18 protein-coding genes and 1 pseudogene are annotated in these 16,867 nt (G+C 69.4%); 13 read left to right on the forward strand and 6 right to left on the reverse strand.

Features of this window, described 5'->3' with window-relative positions:
* Positions 1 to 347 (forward strand): annotated as a pseudogene (locus tag ADL12_RS50120) (transposase family protein); the annotation flags it as partial.
* Between the two features lie 466 nt (positions 348 to 813).
* Here ADL12_RS50120 and ADL12_RS11180 read toward each other — a convergent pair.
* Together ADL12_RS11180 and ADL12_RS11185 are read right to left on the reverse strand one after the other, a co-directional pair.
* Positions 814 to 1,002: a DUF397 domain-containing protein gene (locus ADL12_RS11180; RefSeq protein ID WP_062701108.1), complete on the reverse strand. Its 189-nt coding sequence runs from the start codon at positions 1,000 to 1,002 to the stop codon at positions 814 to 816.
* Between the two features lie 4 nt (positions 1,003 to 1,006).
* Positions 1,007 to 1,888, reverse strand: a complete 882-nt coding sequence (locus tag ADL12_RS11185; RefSeq protein WP_062701110.1) for a helix-turn-helix domain-containing protein — start codon at positions 1,886 to 1,888, stop codon at positions 1,007 to 1,009.
* Positions 1,889 to 2,115: 227 nt separating this feature from the next.
* Between ADL12_RS11185 and ADL12_RS11190 the strand changes: the two genes are divergently transcribed.
* The 9 genes from ADL12_RS11190 to ADL12_RS11225 all read left to right on the forward strand — a co-directional run bounded on the left by ADL12_RS11190 (position 2,116) and on the right by ADL12_RS11225 (position 11,277).
* Positions 2,116 to 2,565 (forward strand): ATP-binding protein, encoded by a 450-nt coding sequence (locus ADL12_RS11190; protein WP_062701112.1) that lies wholly within the window; start codon positions 2,116 to 2,118, stop codon positions 2,563 to 2,565.
* A gap of 64 nt (positions 2,566 to 2,629) precedes the next feature.
* Positions 2,630 to 2,977, forward strand: coding sequence for a hypothetical protein (locus tag ADL12_RS11195; RefSeq protein WP_062701114.1), 348 nt, complete (start codon positions 2,630 to 2,632; stop codon positions 2,975 to 2,977).
* Complete coding sequence (locus ADL12_RS11200) at positions 2,974 to 3,228, forward strand: type II toxin-antitoxin system RelE family toxin (protein ID WP_062701116.1); 255 nt, start codon at positions 2,974 to 2,976, stop codon at positions 3,226 to 3,228. The genes ADL12_RS11195 and ADL12_RS11200 overlap by 4 nt, the downstream gene beginning before the upstream one ends.
* A 17-nt stretch (positions 3,229 to 3,245) precedes the next feature.
* Entirely contained in the window at positions 3,246 to 3,368 is a 123-nt protein-coding gene (locus tag ADL12_RS57685; protein WP_279617137.1) for a hypothetical protein, read from the forward strand.
* Between the two features lie 163 nt (positions 3,369 to 3,531).
* A complete protein-coding gene (locus ADL12_RS11205) occupies positions 3,532 to 4,272 on the forward strand; it encodes a response regulator transcription factor (RefSeq protein ID WP_062701118.1) in 741 nt (246 codons plus the stop codon).
* Positions 4,269 to 5,897 carry a sensor histidine kinase gene (locus ADL12_RS11210; protein WP_079051968.1) on the forward strand — a complete coding sequence of 543 codons (1,629 nt, stop codon included), beginning with the start codon at positions 4,269 to 4,271 and terminating at the stop codon, positions 5,895 to 5,897. Before ADL12_RS11205 ends, ADL12_RS11210 begins: the two co-directional genes overlap by 4 nt.
* Positions 5,898 to 5,911: 14 nt before the next feature.
* On the forward strand, positions 5,912 to 7,396 hold the full coding sequence (locus ADL12_RS11215) for a bifunctional glycosyltransferase family 2/GtrA family protein (RefSeq protein WP_062701120.1): 1,485 nt from the start codon (positions 5,912 to 5,914) through the stop codon (positions 7,394 to 7,396).
* Complete coding sequence (locus ADL12_RS11220; RefSeq protein ID WP_062701122.1) at positions 7,393 to 9,642, forward strand: ArnT family glycosyltransferase; 2,250 nt, start codon at positions 7,393 to 7,395, stop codon at positions 9,640 to 9,642. Before ADL12_RS11215 ends, ADL12_RS11220 begins: the two co-directional genes overlap by 4 nt.
* Positions 9,643 to 9,735: 93 nt before the next feature.
* Positions 9,736 to 11,277, forward strand: a complete 1,542-nt coding sequence (locus tag ADL12_RS11225) for an MFS transporter (RefSeq protein WP_062701135.1) — start codon at positions 9,736 to 9,738, stop codon at positions 11,275 to 11,277.
* A 74-nt stretch (positions 11,278 to 11,351) separates the two neighbouring features.
* Here the strand turns inward: ADL12_RS11225 and ADL12_RS11230 are convergent, their stop codons facing one another.
* Complete coding sequence (locus ADL12_RS11230) at positions 11,352 to 12,377, reverse strand: response regulator transcription factor (RefSeq protein ID WP_062701124.1); 1,026 nt, start codon at positions 12,375 to 12,377, stop codon at positions 11,352 to 11,354.
* A gap of 636 nt (positions 12,378 to 13,013) precedes the next feature.
* Between ADL12_RS11230 and ADL12_RS11235 the strand changes: the two genes are divergently transcribed.
* The 3 genes from ADL12_RS11235 (at position 13,014) to ADL12_RS11245 (ending at position 14,942) form a co-directional block, all read left to right on the forward strand.
* Entirely contained in the window at positions 13,014 to 13,274 is a 261-nt protein-coding gene (locus ADL12_RS11235; protein ID WP_159053142.1) for a hypothetical protein, read from the forward strand.
* A gap of 167 nt (positions 13,275 to 13,441) precedes the next feature.
* Positions 13,442 to 14,323, forward strand: coding sequence for an AfsR/SARP family transcriptional regulator (locus tag ADL12_RS11240; RefSeq protein WP_079051969.1), 882 nt, complete (start codon positions 13,442 to 13,444; stop codon positions 14,321 to 14,323).
* Between the two features lie 7 nt (positions 14,324 to 14,330).
* Positions 14,331 to 14,942 (forward strand): multidrug transporter, encoded by a 612-nt coding sequence (locus ADL12_RS11245; RefSeq protein ID WP_208614517.1) that lies wholly within the window; start codon positions 14,331 to 14,333, stop codon positions 14,940 to 14,942.
* Here the strand turns inward: ADL12_RS11245 and ADL12_RS11250 are convergent.
* The 3 genes from ADL12_RS11250 to ADL12_RS11260 all read right to left on the reverse strand — a co-directional run.
* Complete coding sequence (locus ADL12_RS11250) at positions 14,878 to 15,708, reverse strand: ABC-2 transporter permease (protein ID WP_062701128.1); 831 nt, start codon at positions 15,706 to 15,708, stop codon at positions 14,878 to 14,880. The genes ADL12_RS11245 and ADL12_RS11250 overlap by 65 nt on opposite strands.
* 1 nt (position 15,709) lies before the next feature.
* Positions 15,710 to 16,654 (reverse strand): ATP-binding cassette domain-containing protein, encoded by a 945-nt coding sequence (locus tag ADL12_RS11255; RefSeq protein WP_062701130.1) that lies wholly within the window; start codon positions 16,652 to 16,654, stop codon positions 15,710 to 15,712.
* Positions 16,651 to 16,867, reverse strand: a 217-nt coding sequence (locus tag ADL12_RS11260) for a CysS/YqeB C-terminal domain-containing protein (protein ID WP_159053143.1), incomplete at its 5' end; no start/stop codon positions are given. The genes ADL12_RS11260 and ADL12_RS11255, both read right to left, overlap by 4 nt.

The following is a 16,867-nucleotide window of genomic DNA, read 5'->3' on the forward strand; positions in this document are numbered from 1 at the left end:
GCTGCTGTGGCTCTCACCCGCCCTGCCGGGCCGGACTCACGACCTGACCGCAGCCCGCACCCACCGGATCATCCGGATCTGCGAGCGCCAGGGCGTTCCTATCCTGGCCGATCTCGCCTACCAGGGTGCTGGCCCGTGGCTGACCACCGGCATCAAACGCAAGCCCTTGCAGGAACTCACTCCCACAGAAAAGACCCTCAACCGGGCACTTGCCGCCGCGCGAGCGCCGGTCGAGCGCGGCGTCGCCCGCCCTGAAGTCCTGGCGCATCTTCCGCAGGTCCCGATGCAGCCCGAATCGAATGACGTCAATCGCCAAGGCCATCCTCACACTGGAGCGGCAACGCTGAAGAGGCTCATTGAGTCGGAATGGTTGAGTCGGCTGCTGGATCGTTCCGGCCGCAGCACAGTCCGAGAGATAGCCCGGCAAGGGGCTGGACGCTGCATGGTGCGGAGCCCGACCGTAGGCCACATGAGCGATCACCGTATTCACCTCCGTACGCACGGAGGGTGACGGCGGATACGGCGAGACCGCCCAGCGCATGGGCGAACTCGTCAAGGAGATCCCCGGCTTCCTCGGCGAGGACTCCGCCCGCACCCCCGGCCTCTCGCGATCACCGTCGCCTACTTCAGGGACCTCGCCGGGATCGAGCGGTGGCGCGACCATGCGGAGCACCGCGTGGCCAAGGCGCAGGGGCGTGCGCACTGGTACGAGCGCTACTCGTTGCACATCGCCAAGGTCGAGCTCAGCAATGGGTTCGAGCAAGGGGGCACCCCGACTGCTGGGCCCTGCGAGACGGTCTCGCCGGATGGCGTTCAGCCGTGATGTGAGACCGAACGAAGGAAGGCCGTCCAGCTTCCCTGCGTGAGCTGGAGTATCGGTCCGTCCGCGTCCTTGGAGTCTCGGACGGCGACGGTGCCGGGGATGTTGCGGGCAACTTCGACGCACTGCTGCCCCGCGTCTCCGCCGCTGTAGCTGGACTTGGCGAACTCGAAGTCAGTCACCGGCCTACATCTCCTTGCGGATCGTGTCGATCAGGTCGAGAGCGTTGCGCTCCGCCAGACCGACCCGTGCGATGCGGTCGAAGGTACGGCCGTGCCTGGCGGCGTCCTCTTCGCTCTCCAGCCAGAGAGTAGAAGAAGGTACGTCCATATGTACGACGTCCAGTGCTCCGGGCTCGCCGAACGAGACGATGCTGAAGGCGCCGATCATGCCGGCGTGGGCTCCGGCGAGGTACGGCACCACTTGGATTCTCACCGTGTCCAAGGTCGCCACGTCGAGCAGATGGCCCAGCTGCTGCCTCATCACGTCACGCCCTCCGACGAGTTGGCGCAGCGCACCTTCATGAATCACGGCCCATAGCTCTAGAGGGCGTTCCGACCGCAGTCGCGCCTGGCGGGTCAGTCGTGCTTCCACAAACGGCTCGATTTCGCGCGGGTCCTCCCATGAGCCGGCGCCCACCGCCACGGCACGTGCGTAGTCCGGCGTCTGCAACAACCCAGGAATGAAGGCGAGTTCCCACGTGCGGATGCTGGTGGCGATGTCCTCCAAGGCCACGTACTCGACCATGGCGGCAAGCTGGGGGTACTGATTCCACCAGCCCTTGGCCTTGCGCCGGCCCCGGTCTGCCTTGGCCAGTGCCAGCAGCTTGCCGATCACCGCCTCGTCCTTCTCGTCGTACAGATGGCACAGGGCTCTGACGTCGGGATCACGTATCGGCACCTGTCCGCGCTCGATCTTCGCGACCTTGGTGACCGACGCGGTCAACGCCTCGGCGGCGTGCGTCTGCCGCAGGTCGCAGGCTTCGCGCATGCGCAATAGCTCCCCGCCGAGTCGCCGCCCCAGAACGGTCGTGATCGTCTTCCCGCGGTCGGGGTCCTTGCCTGCCATGTCGCTTTCCCTCCCGATCAGTTGCTCCAGTTTGAGGTGAGGGGGCAGCAACCACAAACCAGGACAGCAATGTTTCTGTCCAAGCAGGTTGCTGTCCATCTTCTCGTGAGGCTACCTTCAGTACTCAATCGCCCACTGAGCGACACCAGTTGGCGGAAGTGCACCGTGCTGCCCGCACGGCGGAGCCACCCCAACTCATCAACCCACCAGCCCACCGGAGGACCCTCGTGACCGACTCCTGCCCTCCCCGAAACCCCAAAGCCAAAGCCAAGGCCTACGACCGCTACGACGCCGTCAGCTACACCCCGTACCCCCGCAACATCCCCCTCGCCCGCAGACACGTCGCCCAACTCGCCGTCGACTGGGGCCATCCCGGCGTCGCCGGTGACCTGGCGCTACTGGCAAGCGAGTTGTGCACGAACGCCTTACTGCACGGCTGCCTGCGGGACCGCCTGTTCCGCGTCGAGACGTCCCTCACCGGCCGGGCGCTTCGCGTCGCCGTCACCGATCCGCGAGGCGAACGGCTTCCGAGCACCCGCACTGCCGACCCCGGCGACCAGTTCGGCCGAGGGCTCCTGCTCGTCCGTACGTATGCCGATCGATGGGCGGTCGAGAAGCTCACCGTGGGCAAGACCGTCTGGGTGGAACTCGACATCTCCAGGAGTCGCGATGCGTAGCGTGCTGAGCCGTCTCAGGGGCTGCCGTGCCGGTACCTTGGCCGCACGGCGAAGGGAGACGCGGATGGCAGACGAGTGGCAGAACGCGGTGGCCGAGGCCCGGGGAGCCACCGGGTTCACGGGCAATGTCGTCCAGCGCACGGTCGACGGCATCGGGGCAGCCTTGCGCCTCGATCACCGCGCCGACTTCTATACAGAGCTGGGCGCTCTGGCGGACTCCGGCGGCTTCGAGGCGTTCCTCAACCACTGGTGGACCCAGGCGCTCGCCGACGCCGCCCCGGATGAGGACGTACGCGAGCAGGCGATCGACTTTGCCGATGTGGCCGTGTCTCTGTTCGCGCGCGCGGCCGGCGGTCCGACGTCCACGCAGTCCGAGATCGACGCCATCATCACCGGAGCCGAGGCCTGTTGAGCTACACGATCATCTGGGAACGGGCGGCCTCCGAAGGCCTCAAACGGCTCCGGGCCCGTGACGGCGACGCCGTGAAACCCCTCGTCAAGGCGATCAGCGCGCTCGCGCACAGCCCGGAACCCGCCGCGAGCAGCAAGCTCGGCACCACCAACCTGCGGCGGCTGCGCGTTGGTGTGTACCGAGCCACCTACGAGATCGACGGCAGCAGTATCGCCATCAAAATCCTCATGGTCGGCAGTACGGCCGTCTGACAGGGGGGAATCGGCCGGTGGCGGGGTGCGCGATCGTCACCCGTGCCGAGTTCACGGCCACCGGCGACCGGCTGTACGACCAGTACATACCGGTCCACTTCCTGCCCGGTACCGGTACCGGTACCGGCACCATGGGCTGACCTGCGGGTATCCGGGCGCGAGGCCCTGTGACCCGGCGCGGCCCGGCGCAGCCTCCCGTGTCGATATCACCCAGGTGCCCCCTGAGAGTCTCCTGTGCGTTTCTTAGGAAAATCACAGGTTGCGGAAAGCGTGTTCTAAGAGGACCTCGACAAAGTTTCCAGCATGACCACGACCTCGCCCCAGGGGCGCACCGAACTGCTGAGGCCGGACGGGAGCCCCGTCCGAGTGCTTGTGGTGGACGACGAGTTGTCGATCACCGAACTTCTGTCGATGGCCCTTCGCTACGAGGGCTGGCAGATCCGGAGTGCCGGGGATGGCACGGGTGCCATCCAGACCGCGCGCGAGTTCCGGCCCGACGCCGTCGTTCTCGACATGATGCTGCCGGACATGGACGGGCTGACCGTCCTGGGGCGCCTGCGCCGTGAGCTGCCGGACGTTCCTGTCCTCTTCCTCACCGCCAAGGACGCCGTCGAGGACCGTATTGCCGGGCTCACCGCCGGTGGCGACGACTACGTCACCAAGCCGTTCAGCCTGGAAGAGGTCGTGGCCCGGCTGCGCGGGCTCATCCGGCGCTCCGGTGCCGCCGACCGGCGGTCCGACTCCGTGCTGGTCGTAGGGGATCTGACCCTCGACGAGGACAGCCACGAGGTGTCGCGCGCCGGGGAGAACATCCACCTCACCGCCACCGAGTTCGAGCTGCTGCGCTTCCTCATGCGCAACCCGCGGCGTGTGCTCAGCAAGGCGCAGATACTCGACCGGGTCTGGTCGTACGACTTCGGCGGGCAGGCCAACGTCGTCGAGCTCTATATCTCTTATCTGCGTCGGAAGATCGACGCTGGTCGCGAGCCGATGATCCACACCCGGCGTGGTGCCGGTTACCTGATCAAGCCCGCGGCGTCATGAGCGGGCGACGACGACCGCGTACGCAGAAGAGACGGGCGGGTCAGCCGCGTACCCTGCGGGCGCGGCTCGTCGTCGCGTCGCTGGTGCTGATCGCCGTGGTGTGTGCGGTGATCGGTACGGTGACGACGCTCGCGTTGCGTTCGCACCTGTACGAACAACTGGGCACCCAGCTCACCGAAGTCGCCGATCGGGTTGCCGGCAAACCTCCCGGCGACGACGCCAACAAGAAGGACCTCAACAAGAACAACTCGTCCGACAAGGCCATCGACCTCAACGAGTTCGCCAAGCGCGCCGGAGGCCCGGGGTCGTCCGGCACGGTCATCGCCCTGGTCCAGAACGGTGTCATCACCGAGTCCAAGGTCGGCCAGAAGTCGAACGACAGGACCACCGCCGACCCCTTCGGGATGGTGGCCAACCCCCTCACCGGAGCCCAGCAAGCGGCGCTCAACCAAGTAGCCCAGGACAACAAAGAGCACACGGTCGACCTGGGCAGCCTCGGCGAGTACCGCGTCAAGTACCAGACCAGCGCCGACGGCACCCGCAGCTACTACGTCGCCATCCCCACCAAGGACGTCAGCAGCACCCTCAACACCCTGATGATCATCGAAGCCAGCGTCGCCGCCGCCGCCCTCGTAGCCGCCGGTATCGCGAGCTCGGTCCTCGTCGGCGTAGCCACCCGCCCCCTCCGCCGAGTCGCCGCCACCGCCACCCGCGTCTCCGAACTCCCCCTCCACACCGGCGAGGTCAACCTCAGCGAGCGCGTCCCCGAGTCCGAGACCGACCCGCACACCGAGGTCGGCCAGGTCGGTGCCGCGCTCAACCGGATGCTGGACCATGTGCACGGCGCCCTGCACTCCCGCCAGCAGAGCGAGATGCGGGTACGGCAGTTCGTGGCCGACGCCAGCCATGAGCTGCGCACCCCCCTGGCCTCCATCCGCGGGTACGCCGAGCTGACCAGACGCGGCAGAGAAGAGGTCGGGCCGGACACCAAGCACGCCCTCGGCCGTATCGAGTCCGAGGCCGGGCGCATGACCCTCCTCGTCGAGGATCTGTTGCTGCTCGCCCGGCTCGACGCCGGACGGCCCCTCCAGTTCGAGCAGACCGACCTGATCCCGCTCGTCGTGGACACCATCAGCGACGCCCGCGCGGCCGGCATGGACCACAACTGGCGCCTCGACCTGCCCGACGAACCGGCACTCGTGTCGGCGGACGCGGCACGTCTGCAACAGGTGCTGGTCAATCTCCTCGGCAATGCCCGCAAGCACACCCCACCCGGTACGACGGTCACTGCCCGTGTTCAACGGCGCGGTCCCTGGATGTGCGTGGACGTCGAGGACAACGGCCAGGGCATCCCGGCCGATCTGCTCCCGCACGTCTTCGAGCGGTTCGCGCGCGGCGACTCCTCGCGCTCCCGTTCCTCCGGCTCGACCGGCCTCGGCCTGGCCATTGTGCAGGCGGTGGCGGCCGCGCACGGCGGCGCCGTGACCGTCGACAGCGTGCCCGGGCGCACCGTGTTCACGGTGCATCTGCCCGCGCTCCGCACGCCGCCGAGCCCCGAAATGAGCTGGCAACAGCACTCACAGGCACAGCACAGCGTCACCACATGGGCGGAACAGGGCGCCTGACGAAAGTCGGTTCCATGCGAACCGACTCTTCTCCCGGCACCCTGCCGGCGCGGGAGCACCTCCCGGCCGGCGACGCCGGTACGCCTGTCCTGGACGTAGTGATCCCCGTCTACAACGAGGAGAAGGACCTCCAGCCGTGTGTGCTGAGATTGCATGATCACCTCAAGCGCACCTTCCCGTACGCGTTCCGCATCACGATCGCGGACAACGCGTCGACGGACACCACCCCCCAGGTGGCGTCGCGGCTGGAGGCGGAGATACCGGAGGTCAGGTCCTTCCGGCTGGAGCAGAAGGGCCGCGGCCGGGCGCTGCGGACCGTCTGGTCCGCCTCGGACTCCCCGGTCCTCGCCTACATGGACGTGGACCTGTCCACCGACCTCAACGCCCTGCTGCCGCTGGTGGCGCCGCTGATCTCCGGCCACTCGGACCTCGCGATCGGCTCCCGGCTGGCCCGCAGCTCGCGGGTGGTACGCGGGCCGAAGCGGGAGTTCATCAGCCGCGCCTACAACCTCATCCTGCGCGGCTCGCTCCAGGCCCGCTTCTCGGACGCCCAGTGCGGCTTCAAGGCCATCCGGCGCGATGTCGCCCAGATCCTGCTGCCGCTCGTCGAGGACACCGGCTGGTTCTTCGACACCGAGATGCTGGTGCTCGCCGAGCGCGCGGGGCTGCGTATCCACGAGGTGCCGGTCGACTGGGTCGACGACCCCGACTCCACGGTGCACATCGTGAAGACGGCGACCGACGACCTCAAGGGCGTGTGGCGGGTCGGCAAGGCCCTGGCCGGCGGGTCGCTCCCGCTGGACCGGCTCGCCCGCCCCTTCGGCGACGACCCGCGCGACCGCGACATCAAGGACGTACCCAAGGGCCTGGCCCGCCAGCTCGTCGGCTTCTGCGTCGTCGGCGGCCTGTCGACCCTCTTCTATCTCCTCCTCTACAGCGGCTTCCGGGTTTTTACCGGCTCCCAGGTCGCCAACGCCCTCGCCCTGTTGGTCTCCGCGATCGCCAACACGGCCGCCAACCGGCGCCTCACCTTCGGGGTACGCGGCCGCAGCGGCGCCGTACGGCACCAGGCGCAGGGCCTGGTCGTTTTCGGTATCGGCCTCGCCCTGACCAGCGGCTCGCTCGCCGCCCTCAACGCGGCCAGCAGCAACCCCGCGCACTCCACCGAACTTGCGGTCCTCATCGCCGCCAACCTTGCCGCGACGGTGCTGCGGTTCCTGCTCTTCCGGGCATGGGTGTTCCCGGAGCAGCGCGACACCCCGTCGACGGTGGTCGCCTCGCACAACCCGACGCCCAACCCGTCATCGCCGGCTTACTCCACCCGGCAGTTCCCGCAGAGCCCCCAGAACTACGGCCCGCTGCCGCAGCGCACGCCCCAGTACACGTACGACACCGCACAGTTCCGCGCCGGTGAAGCCGCGGACGGCACCTGGCGGGACGCCACCATGCAGCTGCAGCCGGTGCGCCCGCACGACACCGATTCGAGGGACTCCCGATGACCATCCATTACGACCACCAGACGACAGCCGACGGCAGAGGCGCCGGCCCCGACACCTGGGGCCCGCCCCCGCCACCCACGGCCGCCGCCCCGGCCCCCGGCTCCGGTGAACCCAAGCAGCCCTTCGTACGGCGGCTGTGGCGCGGCCGCCCCGAGGACCCGCGCTGGGCGCGCCCGGCCTTCCTCGGCCTGCTGCTCGCCACGTTCCTCCTCTACCTCTACAACCTGAGCGCCTCCGGCTACGCCAACTCCTTCTACTCGGCGGCCGTTCAGGCCGGCAGCGAGTCCTGGAAGGCGTTCTTCTTCGGGTCGCTGGACGCGGCCAACGCCATCACCGTCGACAAGCCCCCGGCCTCCCTGTGGCCGATGGCCCTGTCGGTGCGGCTCTTCGGCCTCAGCTCGTGGGCGATCCTCCTCCCCGAGGTCCTCATGGGCGTCGGCACGGTCGCTGTTGTCTACGCGGCCGTACGCCGCCGGTTCAGCCCCGCGGCCGGCCTGATCGCGGGCGCGGTGCTCGCGCTCACCCCCGTCGCGGCGCTGATGTTCCGGTTCAACAACCCGGACGCGATGCTGGCCCTGCTGATGGCCGTGGCCTGCTACTTCGTCATCCGGGGCCTGGAGGACGGCCGTACGAAGTGGCTGGTGTGGGCCGGTGTGGCCATCGGCTTCGCCTTCCTCGCCAAGACCCTGCAGGCCTTCCTGATCCTGCCGCCGCTGGCCATCGTCTACGCCGTCTGCGCGCCGGTGTCGGTGAAGAAGCGGATCGGTCAGCTCGCCGCGGGCCTGGTGGCGATCGTCGTCTCCGGGGGCTGGTGGGTCGCGATCGTCGAGCTGTGGCCCGCCTCCTCCCGCCCGTACATCGGCGGCTCGCAGAACAACTCCTTCCTGGAGCTGACCTTCGGCTACAACGGCCTCGGCCGGCTCAACGGCGACGAGACCGGCAGCGTCGGCGGCGGCGATGGCGGTGGCAACGGCGGTGGCAACTGGGGCGAGACCGGCTGGGACCGGCTGTTCAGCTCCAGCATCGGCGGCCAGATCTCCTGGCTGATCCCGGCCGCGCTGATCCTGCTGGTCGCGGGCCTGGTGGCGACGCGCAAGGCGCGCCGTACGTCGGTGACCCGCGGTTCGTTCCTCGTCTGGGGCGGCGCGCTGATCACGACCATGCTGGTCTTCAGCTACATGCAGGGCATCTTCCACGAGTACTACACGGTGGCCCTCGCCCCCTACATCGCCCCGCTGATCGGCATGGGCGCGGCCAAGCTGTGGGAGGAGCGCGGCAAGATGTGGGCGTCGCTGTCCCTGGCGGCCGCGATGACGGCCACCGCGGTCTGGGGCTACGTCCTGCTCAACCGCTCCTCCGACTACCTGCCCTGGCTGAAGTGGCTGGTCCTCGTCGGTGGTCTGGCGGCCGCGCTGGGCCTGATCTTCGCCGGCAAGCTCGGCCGTCAACTGACCATGGGCGTCGTCGGACTGGGCCTCGCCGCCGCGCTGGCCGGCCCGACGGCGTACACCCTCACCACGGTGAACGAGGGCCATACCGGCTCGATCGTCACCGCTGGTCCCGCGGTCGTCGGCGGCCGTGGCGGCCCGGGTGGTGGCGGCGGTCCCGGTGGCGGCGGCGGTGGCTTCGGCGGCCAAATACCGGGCCAGCAGGGCCAGAACAACCAGCAGGGCCAGAACAACCAGCAGGGCCAGAACAACCAGCAGGGCCAGAACAACCAGCAGGGCGGCCAGAACCAGCAGAACGGCAACGGCTTCCCCGGCGGCGGCATGCCGGGTCAGCAGGGCCAGGGCCAGAACCAGCAGGGCAACCAGCAGGGCGGAATGCCCGGCGGCATGGGTGACGGCGGCGGTGGCGGCATGGGCGGTCTGCTCAACGGCGCCAGCGTCAGCGACGAGGCCAAGGAGCTGCTGGAGAAGAACGCGGGGGACTACACCTGGGCGGCCGCGGCCATCGGCGCCCAGAACGCCGCGAGTTACCAGCTCTCCACCGGCGAACCGGTGATGGCGATCGGCGGCTTCAACGGCACCGACCCGTCCCCGACGCCGGCCCAGTTCAAGAAGTACGTGGCGGACGGCGAGATCCACTACTTCATCGCGAGCGGCAGTGGCAGCGGCGGCGGTATGGGCGGCAGCAGCGACGGCACTTCCTCGCAGATCAGCTCCTGGGTCCAGGAGAACTTCGAGTCGGTGACCGTCGACGGCACGACGTTCTACGACCTGACGCAGCCGAAGAGCGACAGCTGACGGTTCTCGTCCGAAGGGCGGTGGCGTGTGCCACCGCCCTTCTTCTCGTATCTCCGTTGTACGCCGTATGGGAACTGTTCTACGGTGTACAGCATGACGACGTCCCCCCAGGAAGAAGCCCCGGCCGCCCAGCCTCAACCCCAGGCCCAGGCCCAGGCCCAGGCCCAGGCCCAAGGCCACCCCCAGCGCTGGCTGATCCTCGGTGTCATCTGTCTCGCCCAGCTCACCGTGCTGCTCGACAACACCGTCCTGAACGTGGCCATCCCCTCGCTCACCCGTGAGCTGGACGCGGCCACCCATGACATCCAGTGGATGATCAACGCGTACTCGCTCGTGCAGTCCGGCCTGCTGCTCACGGCGGGCAGCGCCGCCGACCGCTACGGCCGCAAGAAGATGCTGATCGCGGGCCTGGCCCTGTTCGGTGTGGGCTCGCTGGTCGCTGGACTGGCGGACTCCACCGGCCAGTTGATCGCCGCGCGGGCCGGTATGGGTGTCGGCGGCGCGCTGCTGCTGACGACGACCCTCGCCGTCGCGATGCAGATCTTCTCCCCGGCGGAGCAGCCCAAGGCGATCGGCATCTGGAGCGCGGTCAACGCGCTCGGCTTCGCGACCGGTCCGCTGGTCGGCGGCTTCATGCTGGACCACTTCTGGTGGGGTGCGATCTTCCTGATCAACCTGCCGGTGGTGGCGCTGGGTCTGGTGGCCGTCGCAGCCCTCGTCCCCGAGTCCAAGAACCCGCGCGGTGACCGCCCCGACCTGCTGGGCGCCCTACTGTCCACGATCGGCATGAGCTCGCTCGTGTACGCGATCATCTCCGGGCCCGAGCATGGCTGGACGTCCGGGCGGGTACTGCTCACGGCGGCCGTGGCGGCGGCGGTTCTGGCCGCGTTCGCGTACTGGGAGAGCCGTATCCCGTACCCCATGCTCGACATGCACTTCTTCAAGGACCGGCGGTTCACGGGTGCGGTCACGGGGGCGGTGCTGATCGTCTTCGGGATGGGCGGGGCGCTGTTCCTGCTCACGCAGCATCTGCAGTTCGTGCTGGGATACGGCCCTCTGGAGGCCGGGCTGCGTACGGCTCCGCTGGCGCTGTCCGTGGTGGTCCTGAACTTCTCGGGGCTGTCGGCGAAGTGGATGACGAAGCTGGGCACTCCGACGGCCATCGCGCTGGGGATGGTGTGCATGTCGCTGGGCCTGGTGTCCATCGCCACGCTGGCCTCCGGCGGTTATGCCGGGACGCTGCTCGGGTTGCTGCTCATCGGGGTCGGCTGTGCGATCGCCAACCCGGCGATGGCGCACGCGATCATGAGTGCGATTCCTCCGGAGAAGGCGGGAGTGGGGGCCGGGATCAACGGCACGCTGGCGGAGTTCGGCAACGGGCTGGGTGTTGCCGTTCTGGGTGCGGTGCTCAACTCCCGGTTCGCGGCGCTGATTCCGGTGGCGGCGAGTTCGTTGCCCGCGGCGTTGGCCTCGGCGGACGGCGCGGCCGAGAAGGAGGCGATCGTGGACGCGTTCTCGTCCGGGCTGGAGACCAGTCAGCTGGTGGGGGCGGTGGCGGTGCTGGCCGGAGGGCTGGTCGCGGCCGCGTTGTTGCGGCGGGCGGAGAGGGCGGACGAGCCCGTGGTGGGATCCTGAGGGCGGCAGGGCAAAGGCCCCTGGAATCCGCCGGCGGATTCCAGGGGCCTTTGCGTCGTCGCTGCTCGGCCTGCTCAGATCCAGCCGCGTTCCCGGGCCAGGAGGGCCGCCTGGAAACGGTTGGCGGCGCCCAGGCGGCGCATGAGGCCCGCGACATGTTTGCGGTAGGTGCGCACCGCGATGCCGAGGTCGCGGGCCCCGATCTCGTCCTTGTCCGCCTGGCACAGGGACTGGAGGATCTTGTACTCCAGGCCGCTGAGGCCCTGGTCGTCCGTGAGTTCAGTGCCCTCCTCCAGGGGGAACTCCTGGGCCTGGACCCACATGCGTTCGAACAGGGAGAGCAGAGCGGCGACCAGCCCCGGTTCCCGGGTCAGGACGGCACCCCGCGCGGTGTCGAAAGGGTCGATGGGGGTCAGCGCCGCGGACCGGTCGCAGATGATCATGCGTTCCAGAGGGGTGTGAGAGATGCGGATCTCGGCACCCTTCGAGGTCAGTTCGCGGGCGTACCGCAACGTGGTCGGGCAGTCCAGGGCCGCCTCGCCCAGCAGCGTGCGCATGTGCACACCTCTGCGCAGGATGCGTTCGTCGAGGGGGCGTGCGTGCGCGATGCCCTCTTCCGAGATCACGCCCTTCGGGTTCGTGGTCAGGGACTCGGTCCAGGTGAAGAACGTCAGCTCGTCGATGGCGGCGCGCACCGCCTCCAGCCCCTCGATATGCCGAATGGTTTCGCCGGGCGTCATGAGCTGACCGGTGCCGTGGGCCTCCTGCTCGGCCATCAGTGAGGGCACGACACCGCTCGCCGCCACGGCCTCCTCCACTTCCTGCCGCAGCCGTTCGGTCTCCGCCGCGACCAGGCCCTCCACCGCCTTGGCCGGGGAAACGGGACGTAGCAGGCCACCCGCCGTCTCCCGCACCAGGCCGAGCTCGGTCAGCCGCTTGCACACCTCCTCCATGTCGCGGCCTTCGGCCGCCGGATGGGCGGCGAGATCTCTCCGGTCGAGTTGGCCCCTGCGCAGCAGCAGGCGGTAGAGCTCCTCGTCCCCCACCGCCACTCCCAGCAGCTCCAGGCCGGCCTTGGGCTCGGCTGGCTCCCTCGGCATGGTGTCCTCCCCCGCTCTCTCGCGTGACGGCTGTCTCACGCGTATGGACAACTGCGTCGACCGTTGGTCAGACGACCGACGGATCTCAGCCTAAGGGGGGCGTTCCGTTCTGCACCGGTCCGCGCATCGGGCCGAAGCCGTTCGGCCCGCATGGATGCCTTTGAGTCACAAGTGGTACGCGCGGCTGCAGGAACATGTACGCACCTGCGCTCGATCTCGCGCCCCGGCGGCAGCAAAGTGGACTCCGCAAGCTCACAAGGCATCGCGAAACACAGGGGGAAATTCATGATCCGTCCGGCCCGCACATCCAGAACGGCGGCCAGGTGCGTCCGGGGTGGTGCCCGCTCTCTGCTGGGCGCCGTCCTCCTCACCGTCGCCGGAGTCTGCGCCGGGACCGGCACCGGCACGGCACATGCGGAGGCACATCACGCCTGGCCCGCCGCCTTCGCGGACGGAAACGCCCCGGACCGTCTTCTCACAGACGTGGGCACTGCCGTCCGCGGGGTGACCGCAGCGGTGGCCCCCGATGGCGATTTCCACGACTGGGGATGACGAGCGGCTAGCGGGCCGGTGGGACTGTGGTCCGCTGCGGTCCCACCGATTCGCCGTCCCGCCCCGACCTCTTCGAGGATTTCCATGCCACTTCGCCATCGCGTGACGATTCACGCGACCGCCGACGCCTCAGCGGCCGGAGCGGCCCCGGAGGCCGCAGCCGTACGGCTCGTCTCGCTGCTCCCCGCGACCTGGGAGGTCTCCGGCATCCACTGCTCCGAGGGCACCGCGGCGCTGTCGCTGCTGCTGCCGGGCGACCTCACCCCGCAGGACGCCACAGCGAGGATCACCGACGTGCTGCGGCATCCGGCGCTCAGGGGCTGGACCAGGTCCGACAGCGGCTGAGGCCATGACCACGGCACCGGCGAGAAGGCGCGGTACGGGGCGGTACGGGCGGTACGACGGGGTACGACGGGGCGTACGTACGACGCCGCGAGAGACGCTGCAGAAGACGTTTGAAACGTTTGAAACGTTGCAGAAGACGTGGGACACGACGGGGGAAGTACACGGACATGCTCTTCAGAGTGCTCGGTCCGGTTCAGATCCGGGCGAACGTTCAGAAACGGTCGAAAAAGCCGGTCCATGGGGACGGGCACGAGGACAGGCGCATCGACAGGCATCTCGAGATCCGCTCGCCCGTGCGGCGCGCCGTGCTCACCGCCCTTCTGCTGCGGGGCGGCCGGCCGGTGGGGACCGATGAACTGACCGATCTGCTGTGGGATGAACCGCCCGCCTCGGCCACCGCGAACATCCGCAGCCATCTCACCGGACTGCGCCGCGACCTGGAGGCGGCCGACTCCGGCCTGAGCAGCCGGCTGACCACCTATCGCGGATGCCAGAGCGGCTACGCCCTCCAGGTGTCCCCCGACGAGGTCGACGTCTCCCGGTTCACGCTGGCCGCGCGGCACGGGCGGGCCATGCTCAGACGCGGCGAGGCCGGCGCCGCCGTGGACGTGCTGGAGGACGCCCTGTCTCTGTGGCGCGGCTCGCTGGGTCAGGATCCGCCGCGCACCCGGTGGTTCGACGCCCACATCGCCGGGCTGGACAACGCGCGCTACGACGCCTGCCAGGACCTCTTCACCGCGTGCATCCTCACCGACCGGACGGACATGCTCGCCTACCGGATCGAGGCCACCCTCGCCGAGGCTCCGTACCGTCAGCGCCTGTGGGAGCTGCTCACCGCGGTGCACTGTGTGCACGGTGATGCCGTCGGCGCCCTGAACGTCATCGACCGGTGCCGGGTACTGTTCGCGGACGATCTCGGGCTCGACCTGCCACCGGGCATCGAGGCGCTGCGTGCCGCAGCCCTGGGCTGGGACCGGGAGAAGGCCCTTCGCCTCGTCTCCAACTCCGCGCTTCTCGCCGAGCCCGGCCCGGTGGTGGCGTACCCGTGACAGCCCCTTGAAGAACTCGACGAACGAGAAGACCACGAGGCGCCTGGACATGGTGAACGACTCGAACAGCCGGGACCGCCGCTCCCGCTCCGGGATCCGGCGACGGCTCACCGGCCTCGCCCTGATGGAACTGTGCAACATCCCGCTCCAGGCGGCCATCTGGTTCGCCGTCATCGGTCTGCCGGTGACGGCGGGCAACGCCCTGGGGTTCGCGCTGTGCGCCGTCCTCCTCGTGGAGGGTGCCGCCTACTGGATGGCCAAGCTGCGCCAGCTCGCCACGGGCAGCGCGGTGTTGCCGGCCGCGCGGGCCTTCGCCGCCGCCCGTTTGGTCAACGTGCCGTTGCTGGCCGCCGGAGTGCTGCTCACGGCCTGGTACGCGAAGAGCACACCGGGCAGCGTGCCCGGTGTGCTCTTCGCGCTCTTCGCCGTGCTGGAGCATGTGAACTACTTCCACACCCAGCTGATGTACGACACCCGGGAGGACCGGCGCTACCGCCGCGAGCACGGCCTGCGCCGCGCCCACCTGGCCCGTGACCTGGCCCGCGCGGCACAGCTCAGGCGTCGCGCCGCCGGAGTGCGAGGTAACCCGCCGTCACGGACGCGGCGGTCCACGCCATGAGGACGGCCATGCCGGTCCACGCGTCGAGGACGGTGCTGTCCGGCGGCTCCCGCAGCAGGACGAGCCCGCCCGCGACGTCGGGCAGGAACTGCGCCGCCGTCCGCACCCCGGGCAGGTTGCTGAGGATCGTCGACAGCATGGAGAACAGCGGCAACAGGATGCTGAGGGTGACCGCCGGGCTGCGCAGCACCGTCGCGAGGCCCATGGCGAAGACACTCAGCAGTGTGGTGTAGAGCACCGCGCCGATCAGCGCTCGTGCCACGCCGTCGTCGGTGAGCGCCACCCGTCCCGGACCGCCCAGCAGGGCCTGCGTGGCGGCGAAACCGGCGGCCACCACCGGCACGGACACCGCACCGGCCGTCAGCGCGCCGGTGAGCAGCTTCGCCGCGTAGAAGACCCCGCGCCGGGGCACCGCCGCGAAGGAGCCGCGGATCGTCCCGGAGGTGAACTCGCCGCTCACAGCCAGGACACCGAAGACCACCAGCGCCATCATCCCGAGCTGAAGCCCACTGAACCCGTAGGCCAGGGCGTCGAACTCAGCTCTGCGCGCCGCGTCCATGTCCGCGTAACTGCCGCGCAGGGCGTAGCCGGTGAGGAGAGCGACCGTCACGGTCAGGACCGCGTAGACAGCGAGGCTCCACCACGTCGAGCGCAGAGTGCGCAGCTTGACCCACTCGAAGGCCATCGCCGCCCGGAGCTGTCCCGCCCACGGGCGGGTCTCCGTACGGACCTCGGGGCCCGCCTGCGCCATCACCGCGTCCGCCATGTCACCGCACCTCCTGCCGTGTGCCCCGTACATCCGGTACGGGGTGGTCGGCCCGGAACTGCACCGAGCCCGCTGTCAGTTGCATGAAGGCCTCCTCCAGGGACGCCGACCGGGCGCCGATCTCGTACACGGTCAGCCGGTTCTGGGCCGCCAGGTCGCCCACTCTCTCCGGTGTCGCGCCGGTGGCTTCCAGGACGCCGTCGGGGCCGTCGAGGACGCTGATGCCGTCGGCGGCGAGAACATCGCGCATCCGCTCCGGCTCGGGCGTACGGATCAGGACGTACGAGCGGGCGTACCGGCCGATGAAGTCATCGACGGAGGTGTCGGCCAGCAGCCGTCCCTGCCCGATCACGATGAGGTGGTCCGCGGTCAGGGCCATCTCGCTCATCAGATGGCTGGAGACGAAGACCGTACGGCCCTCGCCCGCCAGTCGCTTCATCAACGCGCGGATCCACAGGACCCCTTCGGGGTCGAGGCCGTTGACCGGCTCGTCGAGCAGCAGCACGTCGGGGTCGCCCAGCAGGGCCGCCGCCACGCCGAGCCGCTGAGCCATGCCCAGCGAGAAGCCTCCGGCCCGCCGGCGGGCGACCTCGGTGAGTCCGACGGTCTCGAGTACCTCGCCGACCCGCCGCTCCGGAATGTCGTTGCTCCGGGCCAGGCCGAGCAGGTGCCCGTACGCCGACCGCCCGCCGTGCACGGCCTGGGCGTCCATGAGCGCTCCGACCTTGGTCAGGGGGCGGGGCCAGGCGTCGTAGGGCCGGCCGTCGATGAGCACACGGCCGGACGTCGGCCGGTCCAGGCCGATCACGGCGCGCATCGTCGTGCTCTTTCCCGCCCCGTTCGGTCCGAGGAAGCCGGTCACCCGCCCCGGTTCGACGCGGAAGGTCAGGTCGTTCACGGCTGCTGTCCTGCCGTGGTACTTGGTGAGGTTCTGTACGTCGATCACGGCTCGTGCGTTCCCCTCGTGGTGTGCTGTGCGGTGGCCGGGACTGCGTGTGGGGTGTCCACGGCACGTCTCCAGCGCGGCCCGTGCTGCGGGCTGTCCTCGATGACGAGGCCGGACTGGTTGAGCTGGTCGCGGATGGCGTCCGCGGTGGCCCAGTCCTTGCGGGAGCGGGCCGCCTCGCGCTGGTCGAGGACCATGCGGACCAGGGTGTCG

This window comes from Streptomyces regalis (genome assembly GCF_001509475.1).
Lineage (GTDB): Bacteria > Actinomycetota > Actinomycetes > Streptomycetales > Streptomycetaceae > Streptomyces > Streptomyces regalis.

Coding starts and splice junctions, on each gene's coding strand:
- ADL12_RS11225 (WP_062701135.1), top strand. CDS start 9,736: ATGACGACGTCCCCCCAGGAAGAAGCCCCGGCCGCCCAGCCTCAACCC.
- ADL12_RS11230 (WP_062701124.1), bottom strand. CDS start 12,377: ATGCCGAGGGAGCCAGCCGAGCCCAAGGCCGGCCTGGAGCTGCTGGGA.
- ADL12_RS11185 (WP_062701110.1), bottom strand. CDS start 1,888: ATGGCAGGCAAGGACCCCGACCGCGGGAAGACGATCACGACCGTTCTG.
- ADL12_RS11205 (WP_062701118.1), top strand. CDS start 3,532: ATGACCACGACCTCGCCCCAGGGGCGCACCGAACTGCTGAGGCCGGAC.
- ADL12_RS11235 (WP_159053142.1), top strand. CDS start 13,014: ATGCCACTTCGCCATCGCGTGACGATTCACGCGACCGCCGACGCCTCA.
- ADL12_RS11215 (WP_062701120.1), top strand. CDS start 5,912: ATGCGAACCGACTCTTCTCCCGGCACCCTGCCGGCGCGGGAGCACCTC.
- ADL12_RS11220 (WP_062701122.1), top strand. CDS start 7,393: ATGACCATCCATTACGACCACCAGACGACAGCCGACGGCAGAGGCGCC.
- ADL12_RS11250 (WP_062701128.1), bottom strand. CDS start 15,708: ATGGCGGACGCGGTGATGGCGCAGGCGGGCCCCGAGGTCCGTACGGAG.
- ADL12_RS11195 (WP_062701114.1), top strand. CDS start 2,630: ATGGCAGACGAGTGGCAGAACGCGGTGGCCGAGGCCCGGGGAGCCACC.
- ADL12_RS11240 (WP_079051969.1), top strand. CDS start 13,442: ATGCTCTTCAGAGTGCTCGGTCCGGTTCAGATCCGGGCGAACGTTCAG.
- ADL12_RS11210 (WP_079051968.1), top strand. CDS start 4,269: ATGAGCGGGCGACGACGACCGCGTACGCAGAAGAGACGGGCGGGTCAG.